The 17,037-nt window shown below is 70.7% G+C and carries 12 protein-coding genes; 2 read left to right on the forward strand and 10 right to left on the reverse strand.

Translation table 11 applies throughout. The features are described 5' to 3' along the window. Nucleotide 1: 1 nt before the first annotated feature. Together GXW78_RS11145 and GXW78_RS11150 are read left to right on the forward strand one after the other, a co-directional pair. On the forward strand, nucleotides 2–937 hold the full coding sequence (locus GXW78_RS11145) for an ABC transporter permease (RefSeq protein WP_211868746.1): 936 nt from the start codon (nucleotides 2–4) through the stop codon (nucleotides 935–937). Next, nucleotides 937–1,815 carry an ABC transporter permease gene (locus GXW78_RS11150; protein ID WP_211868748.1) on the forward strand — a complete coding sequence of 293 codons (879 nt, stop codon included), beginning with the start codon at nucleotides 937–939 and terminating at the stop codon, nucleotides 1,813–1,815. Before GXW78_RS11145 ends, GXW78_RS11150 begins: the two co-directional genes overlap by 1 nt. Nucleotides 1,816–1,948: 133 nt before the next feature. Here GXW78_RS11150 and GXW78_RS11155 read toward each other — a convergent pair whose 3' ends face one another. The 10 genes from GXW78_RS11155 to GXW78_RS11200 all read right to left on the reverse strand — a co-directional run. Beyond that, nucleotides 1,949–3,283 (reverse strand): glycoside hydrolase family 71/99 protein, encoded by a 1,335-nt coding sequence (locus tag GXW78_RS11155; RefSeq protein ID WP_211868750.1) that lies wholly within the window; start codon nucleotides 3,281–3,283, stop codon nucleotides 1,949–1,951. Nucleotides 3,284–3,285: 2 nt separating this feature from the next. Further along, nucleotides 3,286–4,485, reverse strand: coding sequence for a polysaccharide pyruvyl transferase family protein (locus GXW78_RS11160; protein ID WP_211868751.1), 1,200 nt, complete (start codon nucleotides 4,483–4,485; stop codon nucleotides 3,286–3,288). A gap of 77 nt (nucleotides 4,486–4,562) precedes the next feature. Beyond that, complete coding sequence (locus GXW78_RS11165; protein WP_211868753.1) at nucleotides 4,563–5,048, reverse strand: hypothetical protein; 486 nt, start codon at nucleotides 5,046–5,048, stop codon at nucleotides 4,563–4,565. A 4-nt stretch (nucleotides 5,049–5,052) separates the two neighbouring features. After that, complete coding sequence (locus tag GXW78_RS11170) at nucleotides 5,053–8,907, reverse strand: glycoside hydrolase family 99-like domain-containing protein (RefSeq protein ID WP_246522042.1); 3,855 nt, start codon at nucleotides 8,905–8,907, stop codon at nucleotides 5,053–5,055. Between the two features lie 47 nt (nucleotides 8,908–8,954). Then, nucleotides 8,955–10,289 carry an HlyD family type I secretion periplasmic adaptor subunit gene (locus GXW78_RS11175; RefSeq protein WP_211868754.1) on the reverse strand — a complete coding sequence of 445 codons (1,335 nt, stop codon included), beginning with the start codon at nucleotides 10,287–10,289 and terminating at the stop codon, nucleotides 8,955–8,957. Next, nucleotides 10,286–11,932 (reverse strand): ATP-binding cassette domain-containing protein, encoded by a 1,647-nt coding sequence (locus GXW78_RS11180; protein WP_211868755.1) that lies wholly within the window; start codon nucleotides 11,930–11,932, stop codon nucleotides 10,286–10,288. The genes GXW78_RS11175 and GXW78_RS11180 overlap by 4 nt, the downstream gene beginning before the upstream one ends. Then, nucleotides 11,929–13,647, reverse strand: a complete 1,719-nt coding sequence (locus GXW78_RS11185) for an ATP-binding cassette domain-containing protein (RefSeq protein WP_211868756.1) — start codon at nucleotides 13,645–13,647, stop codon at nucleotides 11,929–11,931. The genes GXW78_RS11180 and GXW78_RS11185 overlap by 4 nt, the downstream gene beginning before the upstream one ends. 3 nt (nucleotides 13,648–13,650) lie before the next feature. Continuing rightward, entirely contained in the window at nucleotides 13,651–14,328 is a 678-nt protein-coding gene (locus tag GXW78_RS11190) for a hypothetical protein (RefSeq protein ID WP_211868757.1), read from the reverse strand. Next, nucleotides 14,300–15,577 (reverse strand): glycosyltransferase family 4 protein, encoded by a 1,278-nt coding sequence (locus GXW78_RS11195; RefSeq protein WP_211868758.1) that lies wholly within the window; start codon nucleotides 15,575–15,577, stop codon nucleotides 14,300–14,302. Before GXW78_RS11195 ends, GXW78_RS11190 begins: the two co-directional genes overlap by 29 nt. A gap of 5 nt (nucleotides 15,578–15,582) precedes the next feature. Next, nucleotides 15,583–17,037 (reverse strand): glycosyltransferase (locus tag GXW78_RS11200; RefSeq protein ID WP_211868759.1); only part of this gene is annotated, 1,455 nt, incomplete at its 5' end.

A 17,037-nucleotide genomic window follows, 5' to 3' on the forward strand; every position in this document is an offset into this window, starting at 1 on the left:
CATGGTTCGCTTCCTTGGCTTGCGCCTGGCGCGGGCGCTGCTGACCCTCGTGCTGGTCGTGACCTTCGCCTTCATCGTGCTGCGCCTGTCCGGCGATCCGGCGCTGCTGATCATGTCGGCCGATGCGCCACCGGAGGCGATTGCCGCCTTCCGGCAGGCCTGGGGTCTGGATGATCCGGTCTGGCAGCAATACCTCCGCTACTTCACCGCGATCTTCCGCGGCGATCTGGGCCAATCCATGCGCGATGGCCGCCCCGCGATCGAGCTGGTCGCGGAGCGCGTGCCCGCCACGCTGGCGCTGACGCTGCCGGCACTCGCCATGAAGATCGGCCTTGGCATCCCCGCCGGCATCTACGCCGCACTGCACCGTAATTCCTTCGCGGACCGCGCGGTGATGCTGCTCGCGGTGGCGGGCTTCACCGTGCCCTCCTTCGTGCTTGGGTTGCTGCTGGTCCTGGTGTTCGCCGTGCAGCTCGGTTGGCTGCCCTCCGGCGGGCAGGATAGCTGGCGCCACGCCATCCTGCCGGTGCTGACCCTCGGCATCGGCGGTGCGGCGGTGCTCGCGCGCTTCACCCGCTCCGCCATGCTGGAAGTACTTGGCCAGCCCTATATGCGCACCGCGCTCGCCAAGGGCGTGCCGTGGCATGTCGCGGTGCGGCGCCACGCGTTGCCGAACGCCGCAATCCCGACCGTGACCATCGTGGGCTTCATGGTGGGAAGCCTGCTCGCCGGCGCCGTGGTGGTGGAGAGCGTCTTCTCCTGGCCGGGCGTGGGACGGTTGCTGGTGGTTGCGGTCGCCAACCGCGACCTGGCGGTGGTGCAGTGCATCCTGCTGCTGGTCGCAACAACCATGGTGAGTGCCAATCTCATCGTCGATCTTCTCTATGGCGCACTCGATCCGCGGCTGCGTGCTCAGGCCAAGGGAGCCAACGGTTGATGTCGGATCTCGCCTTGCCGGCCACCATCTCCGCCGCTCCACCGAGGCGCCGCCGTGTCCGCTTGCCGCCGCTGGTGATCTTCGCCATCGGTTGGCTGAGCCTGATGCTGCTGACCGCTTTTGCCGCCGATCTGGTCGCACCCTATCCGTACACGGCGCTCGACCTGCGTAACCGGCTCAGCCCACCGGTTTTCATGGGCGGCACGTGGCTGCATCCGCTGGGCACGGACGAGCTGGGTCGCGACGTGCTCTCGCGCCTGATCGTCTCGATCCGCATGAGCCTGCTCATCGCCTTCGGCGCCACTGCCATCGGCGCTATCCTGGGCGTCACCCTCGGTTTCCTCGCGGCGCACTTCCGCGGGGCGGCGGAACAGGCGGTGCTGGCGCTGGTGGATTTCCAGGCATCAATGCCCTTCCTGATCCTGGCGCTGGCCGTGCTGGCGTTCTTCGGCAACTCGCTGCCGCTCTTCATCTGTCTGCTCGGGTTGCATGGCTGGGAACGCTATGCGCGCATCGCGCGCGGCCTCGCGGTCTCCGCCAGTTCGCAGGGCTATGCGGCGGCAGTGGTGCAGCTCGGCGCCTCACCCTGGCGCGTCTATACGCGCCATGTGCTGCCGAACATCGCCTCGACCCTAATCGTCTCGATGACCTTGGCCTTCCCTGAGATCATCCTGTTGGAGAGCGGCCTTTCCTTCCTCGGCCTCGGTGTGCAGCCGCCACTCACCTCACTCGGCAACATGGTGGGGTATGGGCGGGAGTACCTCACGCGCGCGCCCTGGATCCTGCTGGCGCCTTCCTGCGTGATCGTGCTGACCACACTCTCGGTCAGCCTGCTGGGGGACTGGCTGCGCGACAGGCTGGATCCGACCTTGCGCTGAACGAAGTAGGACGACGCCGTCCATCAAGGCGATCGATCCGCGCTGCGGTTGCTTGCCGAGCGGTTCATCCATCGCCACGAAGCTGTCGTTCACGAGCGCCAGACCAATTTGGCGCCTCGGCCCATCATATCGTTCAGTCCGCGCGATCGGCCGGGGCTTCCGCCACGCAACGCCGCACGGCCCAGGCGCCGTCGTGCCACAGTGCCTCGAGCCCGCTCGGTGCCCGCACGGTGTCGCTGCGTACGGCCATGCCGGGCGGACAGGGCCAGGCCTCGGCTCCGGAGCGTCGGCACGCCCGCAGGGTCGCCCCCCGGTCGCGCGCCGTACTGCGCAGCGCGCAATCGGGCGCCGTCACGCCGAGGTCGGGCCAGCTCAGGACGACGTCACGAGCAGGGCTGCGTGGGCTGAGGACCTGGCGGAACTCGGCCAGCCGCGCCACGCCTTCCGCCCGCGTCGGGGAAAGCCAGCCGCCTTCCGTGAACTCGTTCCAGCCATAGACGAGCACGCTGCGGAAATCCGAGGTGGCAGCCTGCCGCGCCTCACGCAGCGCAGCACCGAGCTCGCCCCGCTGTGGCGGCTCGCACCAGTTCGGGCCATTGGGCGCGTCCGTCCGCTGGCCACGTGCTTCGATACGCGGCCGATAATCCCATCCGGTCGTCATGTTGGGCAGGAACGGCAGGCCGCTGTCCGCGAGCGCCCGCCAGTGGGTGCGCATGCGGGCGACGCAGTCGGCGTATGGCACAGCGCGGCCACCACTGCCGGCCGGCACCACATAGGCGGAGAGCACGTCCATCCCGAGTGCTCGCGCAAGCTCAGCCCCGCGCTGCGGATTCGCATGCAGGAACACGGCGAGCAGCGGGACGCCGCTGCGCTCCCGCACGGCCTCGCGCAGCCGGGCGAACGCGTCGCGGAACCGCTCCGGCGAGCCGAGCGACCGCGACCAGCTTTCGGGCTCATGCCCGAAGAGGAAGACTGGCGCGCGGCCATCCGGCGTGCGCAGGTAGTCCGGGTGAGCGACAAGTTGCGCGAGGGTTTCGGCGACGTCGGCGAAATCGTCCTGCGGAAAGGACTGGTTCAGACTGACGGTGAAGCGCATCCCCGAACGGTCTTCCAACCGCAGGAAGGAGACGAGCGCACGGTTCAGCGCCAATTGTCGCGCCGGCCTCCGGCCCCAGGAGGCTGCCTCGGGGTAGAGGCCGAAGACGAAGTAGTCGAGCCCGCCGGCACGGGCATAGGCGTTCTCGGCGGCCAGCACGTTCTCCAGCGCACCATTGATACGCAACCTGCCCTCAGCATCGCGCGCGGCATGGAAGGGAAGCCGCGATCGCCATTGTGGATTGTCGAGCAACGCGACATCCGGCGAGTCCGGCAGCCAGTCGTCCCAGCGGATGGCGCCCACCGATACGTCCTGGGCACGCGGCGCTGCCTGCACGAGCAGCAGCGCCAACAGGGCCAGCACATACCGCATGATCAGGCGGCGGCCGCCGGCGCCACCTCGGACGGGTCCGCATGCATGGCGATGTCGAGCCCGTTCCGGCGAAGGAAGAGGCGCCATTCCATCGTCAGCCGGCCCAGTTGCGCAAGGAAGGGCCGGTAGTCGGCCTCGGCGGCACGGTCCAGGATCTCCTCTGCCGCCACCGGGCGGTCGAGCAGCAAATGCGGCACGCGCAGCAGCTCGCACAGTTCGCGCGTGCGCATGTCGTGCACGAGGAAGAGCGCCGGCACACCCGCAAGTAGTGCGGCGATGTTGCCATGGAAGCGGCTGCCGATCGACACGGTCATGGTCTGCATGCAGCCGACCCAGTCATCGACCGAGAAGAAGATCCGCACACGCCGTTCGAGGAAGGTCCGCAGATCGTCGCGCGAGGCGGATATGCCGAACAGCGCCGCGACATTCTGCGCCGCCGCTGTGGCAGCGCGATTGTCCCCGGCGGCCATCGCGGCGAGGAACTCCATCTCCGGCTGCTCGTTCTGCAGCACATAGTAAGCGTTCTCGCCCAGCAGGCGCTGGAACAGGCCGTTCTCGGAGAGACGCATCGGCTCGGGATGCAGCGCGTGGCGGCGGACGTTGTTGGACAGGTTCAGCGCCACCTTGTCGCGCGCCGGCACCGCGCGGCCCAGGCGTTGCAGCGTCTCCGCCCGCAGCCCCAGTAGCGAAGGACAGCCGACGATGCTGACGTCGCGGATGCCCATGTCCCACAGCACCTGGGCCGTGAAAGCGCCGCGGACGCCGATGGAACCGCGCTCACCCATCAGCCGCAACATGCGCTCGGTGCCTGGCTTCAGTGCGGGCTTCTCGCCCGGACGGATCTGGGAACCGAGGCCGAAGCAGAAGATGGGCACCTTGGCCTTTGCGAAGTATGCCGCGTGCTCGGTCAGGTCGACGCCGTTGCCGACGAAGTTCGATGCCGGCACGAAGACCCGATCGAAATGCTCATGCAGACGTTCGGGCGGAATGGCGCCGAAGCCCGGATGGAACGCCTTCTGCGCGCAATCCGTGCCATGGAACAGGCCGTGGCCGATAAAGAGATTGCCGGTATTGGCGCCGGTCGCCGCCAGCCCGGCAGCCAGGCTGGCATGGGCGCCGACATGGGCCGGCGCTCCCCAGAAGCAGATGCGCTCGCCCGGGGCGGCGATGCGAAACAGGGGCGGCGGGGCGGTTTCGCTCATGGTTGCCTCCAGGGCGAATAATGTCATGCCGGAACATCGGCGTGAGGAGGGAGGGGCAGACCACCCCTCCCTCCGGTTCAGGCCGCCTTCGCGGCCTGCTTCCACTGCTGCGTGTCGGCTTCGTAGCGCGGGCTCGGGCTGCGCCACTCGGCGGCGCCGACCATGCTGAAATGCTCGCGCGCCGAGTTCAGCTTGCCCTTCTTCACCGCCTCGTCGACATCCGGATAGGAGTGGAGGTACCAGCGCTCCTCGACATCCGGCGTGCCACCCTGGCGGCCTTCGAAATACCCGAAGCCGATGTAGTGCATCCGGGCATTGTCGATGGTTCCGTTGCGCAGCGCCTGCGCCACGTCCGGATTAGCGGCCAGGTAGCCGGCCTCGTTGAAGTCGCCATTGGCGACCGCGATCTGCAGCAGGAAGCGGAAGAGACCGGTCGGAATCGTCACTTCCTGCTTGTCCTTCAGCGCCTCACGCGAGGTGTCGATGCTGTGGAGAAGAGCGTCATAGGGCGGGACGTACATGGCGTTGCGATCTCCATGGTTGAGTTGTGTCTTGGCGTCCATCCGCTCATGCCTTGCGGTTGGTCTTGCGGCGCTTGGGGCGCCGGGTCTTCGCGGGGGCAGGCGGCGTTGCGCCGAGCTGCGCCGTCACCTCCGCGAGATAGTCGCGCTGGGCCTTCGTGGCCTCCTGCGCCGACGGGAAGGCCGCGCGCGCGAAATCATGGCAACGGCCGATCTCCTCGACATGCCGCGCGGCATCCAGGGCATGGGTCACGCTCTGCGCATGGCGGCGATGGACGTTGAGAGGCGATGCCTCATAGGCCACGCGGGCGCCTGGCACGGCGAGCGCCTGCAGGTAGAGCTTCCAATCCCCCGCCATGCGGAAGCCGCGCAGCTCCTCCCCGCAGGCGGCGAGCGCGTCGAGCAGCGCCTGCCGTCGCCACACCACCGCGCTGACGTTGAGGATCAGATTCTTCACGGCCAGGAAGCGGCGGACAAAGTCTGTGCCGGCAAAGACTTCGCTGCGCTGCAGGGCGTCGCGACCGAGCGTCGCGTAATACCCCTTGTAGTCGGGCCACAGCGCGCTGCCGTCGGCGTTGATCGTGCTGCTGTCGGTGAAGGCGAAGGCGATCGCCGGGTCTTCCTTCATCCGCGCCGTGGCACGCAGCAGGAAGTCCGGATCGGACAGGTCGTCCGCCTCGGCGATCCAGAGGAACTCACCTTCAGCCATCTCCGCCGCCTTGCGCCACTGCGCGAAGACCGAACCGGAATTGGTCTCGTTCGGTGCCAGGCGAATGTCGCGGCCATGCCGCCGCGCCACTGCCCGGATGACGTCGAGGCTGTCATCCGTAGAACAGTCATCGAGCACGATGACCTCCCGCACCGGCAGCGACTGCGCGAAGACACTGCCAAGGCGTTCGGGCATGTAGCGCGCGTAGTTGTAGTTCGGCACGGCGACCGAGACAGCCGGCAGGTCCGACACGGTCCAGGCGAGCAGATCGCGCACATAGGGCCGCCACGCGAAGCGCTCCACCGCGAGGCCGCGCCGGAGCCGCCGCTGGGCGGGCGCATCGGTCGCGAGCGCGGCGGCCGTCGCTTCCGCCATGGCGGTGACGTCGCCATAGGGAACCACGACACCGGCGCCGCTCTCCGTGAGCATCTCGGGAATCCCGCCGCTGCGGTCGAAGGCGATGACGGGCAGGCCGGCGGCCATGGCCTCGAGCGCCACCGAGGGGAAGGGGTCTTCCCGCGACGTCAGCCCATAGGCCTCGGCCGCGCGCAGGAAAGACCCGACATCGTCGCGTCGCCCTGGCATATGGAAGGTTCCGGTAGCCTTGGCGGCCGCGATCTCCTCGGCAAGCCAGCCTTCCATCCCAGGGTCCATGGTGCCGAGCCAGCACAGATGCACCCGCCGCCGCCCGCGCCAGCGGAGCAGCCGCCAGAGCTGGAGGAACAGGTCGAAGCCCTTGCGCATGTCGGCATAGCCGATGCCGAGGACAAGCGCGTCCTGCTCGCCGATGCCGAACTCCGCGCGGATCTTCTCGCGCGCATCGGCGGGGGCCGAGATGTCCTTGTAGATGCCCTGCGGCCGGGTCGTGCAGCGATCATCGGCCGTCATGCCGAGCAGGCCCAGCACCTCGTCCCGCACGAAGCCCGCAGGGAAGACCACCTTTCGCGCGGCGCCGATGCCGGCGCGCGCGCCTTCGGCAAGGTGCTTCTCGCGGATCAGCCGTGGCAGCTCGTGCACGAGCTGCACCGCGCCGATACCCGCCGCCTTCAGCGCCGGGACGGCCGGGCCGGCAGCGGTGGTGTTCACGATCGCATGGCGGAAGCCCCGCGCGGCCAATGCCCCGATCCGCGCCGACAGCGTCGCCGGGTTGACGACGGTGGTCGGCGCCACACGGCGATATGCCGGTTCCATCGCCCCGCTGCCCAGCAGCAGGAACTCCACCTCGCAGCCATGGGCGCGGCGCAGCGTCGTGCCGATCGACAACAGCAATTGCTGCGCGCCACCCGGGAAGGCGTCATGGCCGACCAGCAACAGCCGCGGGGGCGCATCCTCACCGAGCCGTGTCTGTCCCGTCACCGCCCGGCCGGTCGCGTTCAAGTAGGCCGCACCGAAATGCAGGTCGGGCTCGAGGTAGGCACCCTCGCACCATTCGTTCCAGGCATTGACGCAAACGATCGCCTCGCCGTGGAAGGGGTGCTGGCCGGCATGCTCGATCAGCCGGGCCAGCCAAGCCTCATAGGCCGCCGGTGTGGAGCCCGTGATGACGAGCCCGTTGCCCTGCCGCCGCGCGTCGTTGTCCCATGACGGCACGGCGGTCTTGATCAGCGGGAAGTCCGGCGCCGGCTCCTCGACCGACACGCGTGCGACTTCGGCATAGTGATAGACCTTGCCGGTGAAGTCGGGATCGAGGACCTCGAGCCCCGTCGCAACGGGCTCCATCGTCTGGGTCAGCTTGTGCGGCGGGAATTCGATGGCGCCGTCGAGCCCGTGCGGCCGCGGGTCGGTGTCGCCGAAGCCCTGCGCCATGATGATCAGCGGGTCCTCGCCATGCGTCTCGCGAAACAGGTGCCGCCAGCGCGCGATGGTCGACTTGGACTGCGGAACCAGCGCCGGCCGGTACATCATCAGCAGCGGCCGGCCGCCGATCCGGATGTAGCGCGCATCCTTGAAGTGCCGCGCATACTCCGCGACCATCCTCTCATCGTCGTCGGGGCGGTAGTCCTGGCTGATCAGCACTTCGCTCTCGGCGCCGTCCCAACGCCGCGTCCAGTTCTCGTTCGCCCACATCAGCGCGAAGGGCATGTCGATCGACGGATCGGCGAGGAAGCGCTCGACGGGCTTCTCCATCAGCCGCGTGCCGTTGAACCAGTACCAGTAGAAGACGAAGCCATGGACGCCGCCCGCCTTCGCCATCTCCACCTGGCGTCGGAAGGCCGCATCGCCTTCCAGCGTGTAGAAGCCGAGGTCGCGCGGCACGCGGGGCTGATAGTGGCCCTTGAAGCGCGGCAGACCGCGCGGAACGTTGGTCCATTCGGTGAAGCCGGTGCCCCACCAGGAATCGTTCTGCTCGAAGGCGTGGAACTGCGGCAGGTAGTAGGCGAGCAGCTTCACCCGCTTCGCCGCATCGGGCGGCAACGGCCGGAACTCCTCGAAATCCGGGCCGGGCTTCGTGAAGCGCTTGACCTCGCGCGGCACCGACGCCTCGTCCTCCGGCATGCGGCCATGCACGCCGGGCTCGTGCTTGTGCGCCAGCCAATGCGCGAAGGGGTTCTCGGACAGGTCGCCGCGCAGGTAACGCTGCGCATAGAAGCGCACATCGAAGGCCGGCGACGGGTCGCGCCCTTCCTTGTAGCCATGTCCCCAGAAATGCTCGAAGGGATCGACGCCCGCCGCCGCCACATCGGGGTTGCGGCCCAGATAGTACTCGACGTCGAAATCCGGCATCGGGCTGAAGCGTCCGCTGCGGCGATGCTTCAGCCAATGCGCCAGCGTGGTGGTCCCCTCGGGGACCTGGTAGCGCTCGCGATACCACGCCGGATCGAAGAAGGGACTCGGCTTGCGCCCTTCCGCATCGCCGTGGAAGGCATAGTGGAACAGGGGGTTCAGCCCACCCGCGACCACGTCCGGGTTCTGCGCCAGATAGAAGCCCGGATCGAAATACGGGTTGGGCCGCCGTCCCTCGGTGTAACCATGGTCGAAGAAGTGCTCGAAGGGATCGACCCCGGCTGCGGCGATGTCGGGATGGGCTTCGAGGTAGTGCGCGCGGTCGAACAGCCCGCTGCGCGTCAGCGCCGCCATGCGCACCGCCCGCAGCGCCTCGGCCGCGACGGCGACAGGTTCCGGTGCCGCCTCCGGCTCGCCAGTCAGGATGCCGCCGCGGCGGCGGTCGAGCAGGGCGAAGAAATCGGTCATGGCCCGGGCCTCGTCATGCGGAAGGGGGAATGGGTGTGGCGCATCGCTCAGTCCCGCAGCGATCGGCGCAGCCCGTCGAGCAGCGGCCGCAGCACGTAGCTCAGCGCGTTGCGGCGCTCCCCGAGGAGGAACGCTTCGACCGGCATGCCGGGCGCGAGGTTCGCCCCCTGCGGCAGCGCGGTCGCAACCTCGGCCGGCAGCGCCAGGCGGGCGACGAAATAGGAAAGACCCTGCTCATCCACCTGCCGGTCCGCCGACACATAGGTGACTTCCGTCGGCAGCAGCGGCACGTCGCGCGAACGGAAGGCGGATAGGCGCAGCCGCGCCGGCTGGCCGACATGCACGTTTTCGATGTCGGTCAGTGACACCCGCACTTCTGCCTCGAGCCGGTCACCCACCGGCACGAGGTCGAGCACCGCGGTACCCGCGGCGATGCTGCTGCCCGGGGTGAAGAAGCGGATGTCGGTGATGATGCCGGGCTCGGAAGCAACGAACGTGCGGCGCATCAGTACGTCCTCGGCGCCGCGCAACCGCTGCTCGGCATCCGCCCGCTGGGCCTGCGCATCCTGCAGGTCGCGCGCGACCTCCTGCTGGCGGTTCAGCCGGGTGTTCGCGACTTCCAGCTCGGCCTGCGCCATGGCCTCGCGCGCCTGCGCCTCCTGGCCCTGGTACTGGCCGAGATTGCCGAGGAGCTCAGCCTCGGCGCGCTGCAGCTCCCACTGCCGCGTCCGGGTGGCAAAGCCGCGCCCGACGAGCTCGGTGACGCCAGTCAGCTCCTCGCGGATCGCGACGAGCCGCCGCGCCGTCGCCTCGCGCTGGGCCGCATAGGCGCCCATCTGCTCCTGGAACTGCCCGATGCGCGCGCGGCTGACACCCAGCGCCCCGTCATAGGCTTCCCACCGCGCGGCAAAGAGCCGGCTCTCGGCGGCGACGATCGCCGCGATGGTCGGATCGCTCCGGGCGGCCGTGCTGACATCCCGTGGCACCTCCAGCTCGCGGCTGTCCTGTTGCTCCGCCATCAGCCGCGTTGCGCGCATCGACTGGCCGAGGAACATCGCGCGAGCCTGCGCCGCCAGCGCATCCGCCTGCGTTGTGTCGAGCTGGAACAGCGGCTGCCCCGTCTCGACGCGCTCCCCCTCGCGTACCAGCAGGCGCCGCAGGATGCCGGGCTCCAGCAGCATGACGGTCTTGCGCCGCCCTTCCGCCGCAAGCTGCCCCTGCCCGATCACCGCGCGCTCGATCGGCGTGACGGACGACCAGGCCAGCAGCCCGCCGACCCCGAGGACGAGCACGAGGAGCGCGGCCGCCACCAGCCGCCCGATGCGCGGCGGCGGCATGGCGGCGTCGAAGGCGTGTTCCAGCGCGTCGGCGGCAGCGCTCATGCCATGCTCTCCTGCGTCCAGGCCCCACCTTTCGCCAGGCGCAACGCGCCGTCGGCGACATCGCTCCAGGCGGCCGGGTCGTGCGACACCAGCAGCACCACGGCGCCCCCGTCGCGCGCGCGGACCACCGCCTGGCGCAGCGTCGCGCGACCGTGGTTGTCGAGGCCGGCTTCCGGCTCGTCCAGCACCAGCAGTCGCGGCGTGCCGTGGAAGGCGCGCGCCAGCGCGACGAGCCGCGTCTGCCCGCCGGACAGCCCGGCATCGGGACCGGCAAGGCTCTCATAGCCGCGCGGCAGCCGTCCGATCGCCACATGGGCGCCAACGAGCCGCGACGCGGTGACCACATCCCCGGTGCCGTCAGCGGCGAAGCGGCCGACATTCTCAAGCACGCTGCCGTCCAGCAACTGCGGTTCCTGCGGCAGGTAGCCAATCCGTGGGCCGAGCGTGGCGCGATCGCTGCGCAGCGTGTCCTGGCCATCCAGCAGCACCCGGCCTTCCTCCGGCGCGGCGAGGCCGAGCACCGCCCGCAGCAGCGTCGATTTGCCGATGCCGTTCGGCCCCGCCACCACCCATGCCGTGCCCGGCGGCAGGTCGATGGTCATGCCGGCCACCAGTGGTGTCGTCCTGCCTTCCGGCCGCAGCGTCAGTCCCTCGATCCGGAGGCCGGGCGGCCCGCCAGCTTCCGCCGGCACGGCGTCCGGTGCCCGGCCGCGCCGGACCACGCCGGCCAGGCGCTGCGCCGCGGCGATGCCGTCGCCCCAGTCCCGCCAATGGCTGACCAGATGCACCACGGGCTGGGTGGCAAGGCTGGTCATCGTCGCGGCGGCGATCATCGCGCCGGGCGACACCGCATGGGCGAGCAGCAGCGTCACCCCGACAGCCACCGTCGCGAGCTGCTGCGCAAAGACGGCAAGCTGCAACAGGCCGCTCAGCGCCCGCGCGCGCCCCTCGGCGACGCCACGGTCTGCCATGACGTGCGATTGCATCGGCGCGAAGCGCGCGAGGATCACCGGCAGCAGGCCGAGCCCCAGGACAAGCTCGCGCTGCGCAAGCTGCCCCGACAGATCCCGCCGGCCGCGGCCCTCCTGCTGCGCCGCCGCCTGCACCGGACCGCGCGTCGCGCGATCAGCGGCGATGCCGATCAGGCCTTGCAGAATGCTGGAGACCAGCGCCACGACGAAGAACAACGGATGCAGCATCCACAGCACGACCAGGGCGATCGGGATGGAGACGAGATCCAGGATATCGACCGGCACCGTGCCGCCGAGCAGCCGCCGCAGTTCAGCGACATCCTGCAGGGCGCGGCCCGCGACCGCGCGCTCCCCACCCAGCGCCACGCGCACCGAAGCGGCGAGCGCGCGCAATTCCAGCTTCCGCCCCACCCGCTCCGACAGTGCCGCGAGCATTGCCGCGCGCAGATGCCGCAGAAGCCCGCCCAGCAGCAGGATGACCAGCATCGCGGCCGCCAGCACCCACAGCGTCTCGAGGTTGCGGCTCTCCAGCACGCCGTCGAAGACGTGCATGGTCAGCAGCGGCGTGGTCAGCATGCTGGCCTGCACGGCCACCGACATCAGCACGCACAGCGCCAGCACAGGCAGCGCAGCGCGCACCGGAGTCGCGACAGGGGACATCGCGGCGCTCATGCGGCCACCGGGGCCGGCAGCCGTCGGGCCGGTTGCGGCAAGGTGCGCGGCGCGCGCGGCGCGGAGAGCAGCCGCCGCCGCTCGCCCGCATCTTCCAGCCGTCCCTCATGCAGGGTCATCACGCGCGCGGCCGCCCGCAGCAGGCCCTCGCGGTGGGACGTGAAGATCACGCCTGTCCCGGCCGCCGATAGCGCCAGGATCATCGCCATCACCGCGGCCTCACCCTCGGCATCGAGATAGGCGGCGGGTTCGTCCAGCAGCACCAGGCGCGGTGTCCCGTAGACCGCGCGGGCCAACGCGATGCGCTGGCGCTGGCCCATCGACAGCGCCATGCGCCCGCCGATGCGCGTCGCGAAGCCGTTCGGCAGGCCGACGATCATGTCGATCGCACCGGCGAGCCGCGCAGCGGCGATGACGGCCGCCATGTCCGGTGCCGTATCCAGCCGCGCGATCGACTCCGCGACGGTTGCCTCGGGCAGCAACGGCTCCTGCGGCAGGTAGCCCATGTGCCGCGCCAGGTCGGCGCGGTCCCACTGGGCCGTGGCGTGGCCGTCCAGGAAGACCTCGCCTGCATTGCAGGGCTGGATGCCCAGCACCACGCGAAGCAGGCTCGACTTGCCCGTGCCCGGTGGCCCTGCGAGAGCGACCACATCGCCCGGCCCCATCACCAGGTTCACATCGCGCAGCAGCGGCCGCGCCGCGCCGGGAAAGACCAGCGTCACCCGTTCGACCAGCAGCCGGCCGTCCGGGCAGGGGAAGGCGCGGGTGGCGGCGGCCGGGCCCGTCTCGTCGGCCGTCAGCAGCAGGTCCAGCCGGCGCCAGGCGGCGCGGGCGGCGGCCGCATCCTCGAACTGGCCGCCGATGCGGGAAAAGGGATCCATCACCCGTGCCGTCAGCAGCATGCCGGCGAGGATGCCGTAGCCGATCGTGCTGCCCCCGGCGAGGACGATGACGCCGACGGTGATCGCACCGCCCTGCGCCACGCCGTAGAGCGTCGCCGTAGCCGATTGCGCAAGCCGCGCCGTGCCCTGGGCGCGTCGCAAGCCGGTCGCGCCGCGCGCCATCGCGCCGGCCCAGCGCGAGACGAGCGCCGGCAGCATGCCCATGGCCTCCACGGCCTCCGCGCAGCGCGCCGCATCCGCGACCAACCGCGCACCCTGCGCCGAGGCGTTGTTCGCATCGACCAGCGCCGCCCGCGTCGCGCGTTCCGCGGCGAGGCCGAGCAAGAGCGCCAACGCCGCCGCGACCACGGCGAACAGCGCGAAGGCCCAGTGGAAGACCGCAAGCAGCGCCAGCAGCGCCGGCACCAGCGCGGCATCGAGGGCGACTGCGGAAAGCGGCCCGGCCACCCCGCGACGGACAGTCTCGATATCGCGCAATGCCTGGTCCGTCGCCATCGCCGGCAGCGCCGCGCGCGCGGTCGCGGCCGGCAGTGCACGCGCCGTCAGCCGGCGCACCAGCCGCTCGCTGCCGGCCAGCAACAGCCGTTCACGGATCTGCCCCAACCCCACCACCGCCACCGCCACGACGGCGAAGCCCGCCGACAGGCCGGCCGCGGTCGAAAGGCTCCCGGTCGGCACCACCAGCGCGTAGAACTGCACCGTCAGCATCACCAGCGCGAAGGGCCCCAGCGCGCCGGCCAGGCCAAGCCAAGCGGCGGCACGCGCGGTGCGCGCCATCTCCGCCGAAAGCCCTGCCATCGCCGACGAGGCCATGCGTCAGCGTCCCTCCAGCCAAACGGCCAGCACCAGCGCCCCCGCCCCGATCAGCGCGAGCAGCAGGCCAAGAACCATCGTCCAGCGGTCGCGGCGCCGTCGCGTCGGTCGCGGCGCCGCCAGCGGCAGGACAGCGAGCCGCTCGTCCAGCCGCGCCAGCCAGAGCATCAGCGTTTCGAGCTGTTCCGCGAGGCCCTTCTGCGTGCGCAGCAGCTCATCGAAGGACGTCACCTCCGGCTGCCGGGCGCCGATGGCGCGCAACTCCTCCTGGATGCGGCGATGGGAAGCGACGAGCACCTCCAGCGTGCGCTGCCCCTCGGCCGGCGCGGCTTCCGCCGGCGGACGGCGGACGCGGATCGGCATGCTGAACTCGGTGCCGTCCTCGGCGCGCGCCACGACGGACAATTCGGTGCGGCGACGGATCCAGTCCGGCTCAAGCGGGATCTCGAAAGCGTGGCAGCCATCGCCGATGCCGGCCTTGGCGAGGTCGGGGCGGGCGAAATCGGCCTGGGTGCGGAACACGGTGGCTGAGCCGAGCCGCAGTTCCACGGCGACACGCTCCTGCGGAGCGGCGGCGTTCCAGACCCAGCCGTAGAGCCGGTCATTCGCGGCGTTGTCGACGAGCCCGTTGAGCTCGGCGGAGGCTTGGGCGTCAGGCGGTCGCACGGTTTCGGACAGCACGGCGTCTCCTTCCGGCGCTGGTGGTCAGGTTGCGGTAGAATGCGAGGTGCGCCGCCGCAGCGGCGTCGAGGTCCGGCGGCGGCGCGATGCCGGCGACGAGGCGATCCCACAGCCCCGGTGTCTCGGCAGCGCGGCGCATCACCGCGGCAAGGCCGGCCACGTCGCCGACCGGGGCGTGCAGGCCATCGACGCCGTCGCGCACCGCCTCGGCCATGCCGCCGATGTCGCCGCAGATGACGGGCCGCCGGTGACGAAAGGCCTCGAGAATGACGAGCGGTGCGTTCTCCCACCAGATGGACGGCACCACGACCCAGTCGGCGGCGGCGATGCGGGCGCCGAAGGTCCCGGCCGCATACGCCCCCTGATGGCGCACCTCGGGAGCGGCGGCGAGCGCGGCGTCGAACTCAGCGAGGAAGGCGTCGTTCTGCCAGGCCGTACCGCCATGGATGGCGAGTCCATGCGCGACGCCCTCCGCGCTCAACCGCGCCGAGGCATGGAGCGCGACCAGGGTGCCCTTGAAGCGGTTCACGTTGCCGAAGACGGCGAAGCGATCCCGCCGGCCGTCCGGCGCGTCGCGATGCGGTGCCGGCTCGGCGGCCGGGACGGCATTGCGCAGCAGGTGCATCCGTTCCGCCGGCCAGCCGGCACGCACGAAACGGTCGCGCAGGAAGCTGCTCGGCGAGATCAGCGCGTCGAAGGCCGCGAAGGACCCGCGCAGGCCGAGCTCGCGCAGCATGAAGTCGCTCGACAGGCGCTCAGGAAAGCAGCGCCGGCAGGCATCGCCGGACGGCCCTTCGCACAGCCGCCCGTCGGGCGTCAGCATCTGGCCTTCGCGCGGGCACAGCAGGAAGTAGTCGTGCAGCGTCGCGACCATCGTCGCCCGGGGCAGGAGGTGGCGCAGCCAGTCGATGCCCTCCATGCCCCAGAGCAGGGGGTGATGGAGGTGCACGACATCCGGGTCGAGCCGCTCGATCATCGGCCCCAGCGAGGAGAGCCCGTAGACGTCGCCCTGCGACAGGAAGAACCGGTCGAAATGGTCGAGCGAGACGAGCATCTCGTCTGCCGCGCCGCCAACCGCCTGCAGCAGCGTCCCCGGCCGCCGTTCGCGCAGCAGACCCGTCGTGCCGGCAAGGAACAGACCTTCCGTGCCATGCCCATCACGCAGCGCCCGGAACAGGCCGAGCGCGAAGGCTTCGGTGCCACCGGCCTGGAGCGCGGGATGATTGTGGGCGAGGAACAGGGTGCGCATGCCGCCTACGCCTCCGGGAAGCGCGCCATCAGCGTGGCGATCGCTCCGTCCCAGCGCCCGTGGTGCAGCCGGCGGTTCACCGTGCCAGCCAGGGTGCGGGCGTGGCCGTCATGCAGGGCGATGGATTGGCGCTCGAAGTGGAACAGCTCGGCCGCGGGTTCGTACGCGATCTCGCCACCTGCTTCGCGCAGCTTCAGGCAGAGATCGGAATCCTCGAAGTCGCCCAGGATGTAGTCGGTGCAGAAGCCGTCCACCTGCTCGAAGGCCGTCCGGTGGACCAGCAACGCGGCACCGGTCACCGCCGGGACGCGGCGCGCCTGCCGTGCCGCCGGATGCCGGCGCGGGTATCCCTTGCAGTAGTGGTCGTTCAGCCAGACGCCATCCGCGCCGCGGCGGAACAGCAGACCGGCATGTTGGATCGAACCGTCCTCAAAAAGCAGCCGCGGTCCGACGGCGACCAGGCGGCGGTCGCGCGCCAGCCGCGCCAGCATGCGCCCGAGCCAGCCCGGCGCAGCCGGCAGCACGTCGGAATTGAGGAACAGCAATGCCGGGGCGCCGGCGACGGCGGCGCCGGCATTGCAGGCCGAGGCGTAGCCGCTGTTCCGCGGCATCACCACGAGCCGCACGCCGATGCCGAGCATCACCGCCATGCCGCGGAGCAGATGCTCCACCTCGGCACGCTGCTCCGGGCTGTCGAGCACATAGATCAGTTCGGCACGCCGGCATTCCGCGTCGCGCGCGAAGGCGGCGAGCTGGAAGCGCAGGAAGCGCAGGTTGCGATAGAGCGGGACGATCAGGCTGGCGCGCGGCTGCGCTGGCGGGGCGCCGAAGTCGGCGACCTCCGGCCCGCCGCTGGCGGCGTCGCGGCGTGCCGCGCGGTGCAGGGCCGCGGCGGGTGGCATGATGACGGCATCGAGCAGTTCGGCAGCCGCCGCGGACGGATGAACCGCTCGCAGCACCAGATCGCGCGCCGTGGCGGCCGGCAACAGGCCCGGCGGCGCGGTCAGCACCGCCTCACCTTCCCCCGCGAAGCGCAAGGCGAGCCGCCACTGCGCTGTCCCGGCCGGGTCGATGCCCGGCAGATGCGCAACGAAGCCGGCGCGCGGCCCGGCCGCGCCCAGCGGCGCCTGCGCAAAGCGCTCGGCGATGTCCGGCCGCGCCACACGATGCAACGCCGACAGCGGCACGGCATGCGATGCGCCCGGCCCGCGCAGCGCCAGCCCGGCCACCAGCCCGAGCGGGTCGCGCAGCCAGCCGCAAAGGAAAACACCGCCCTCATGGTCCGACAGAGCAAGGTCGAGGCCGCCGCCAACGGGCCCGGCAACATCCTCGATGCGGCTCGGCCGCGCGGGGGCGAGTAGCTGGACGTCCCGAAGCAGCGCCGCCGCACGCCGGTCGCGAGCGGCACGCGCGGACAGGGCCGGCAGCAGCCGGGGCGTGCCGCGGCGCCCGGCCAGGGC

This window comes from Neoroseomonas terrae, assembly GCF_018129025.1.
In the GTDB taxonomy this organism is placed as follows: domain Bacteria; phylum Pseudomonadota; class Alphaproteobacteria; order Acetobacterales; family Acetobacteraceae; genus Neoroseomonas; species Neoroseomonas terrae.

Coding starts and splice junctions, on each gene's coding strand:
- GXW78_RS11170 (WP_246522042.1), bottom strand. CDS start 8,907: ATGACCGATTTCTTCGCCCTGCTCGACCGCCGCCGCGGCGGCATCCTG.
- GXW78_RS11180 (WP_211868755.1), bottom strand. CDS start 11,932: ATGAGCGCCGCGATGTCCCCTGTCGCGACTCCGGTGCGCGCTGCGCTG.
- GXW78_RS11165 (WP_211868753.1), bottom strand. CDS start 5,048: ATGGACGCCAAGACACAACTCAACCATGGAGATCGCAACGCCATGTAC.
- GXW78_RS11155 (WP_211868750.1), bottom strand. CDS start 3,283: ATGCGGTATGTGCTGGCCCTGTTGGCGCTGCTGCTCGTGCAGGCAGCG.
- GXW78_RS11185 (WP_211868756.1), bottom strand. CDS start 13,647: ATGGCCTCGTCGGCGATGGCAGGGCTTTCGGCGGAGATGGCGCGCACC.
- GXW78_RS11195 (WP_211868758.1), bottom strand. CDS start 15,577: ATGCGCACCCTGTTCCTCGCCCACAATCATCCCGCGCTCCAGGCCGGT.
- GXW78_RS11145 (WP_211868746.1), top strand. CDS start 2: ATGGTTCGCTTCCTTGGCTTGCGCCTGGCGCGGGCGCTGCTGACCCTC.
- GXW78_RS11160 (WP_211868751.1), bottom strand. CDS start 4,485: ATGAGCGAAACCGCCCCGCCGCCCCTGTTTCGCATCGCCGCCCCGGGC.
- GXW78_RS11175 (WP_211868754.1), bottom strand. CDS start 10,289: ATGAGCGCTGCCGCCGACGCGCTGGAACACGCCTTCGACGCCGCCATG.
- GXW78_RS11150 (WP_211868748.1), top strand. CDS start 937: ATGTCGGATCTCGCCTTGCCGGCCACCATCTCCGCCGCTCCACCGAGG.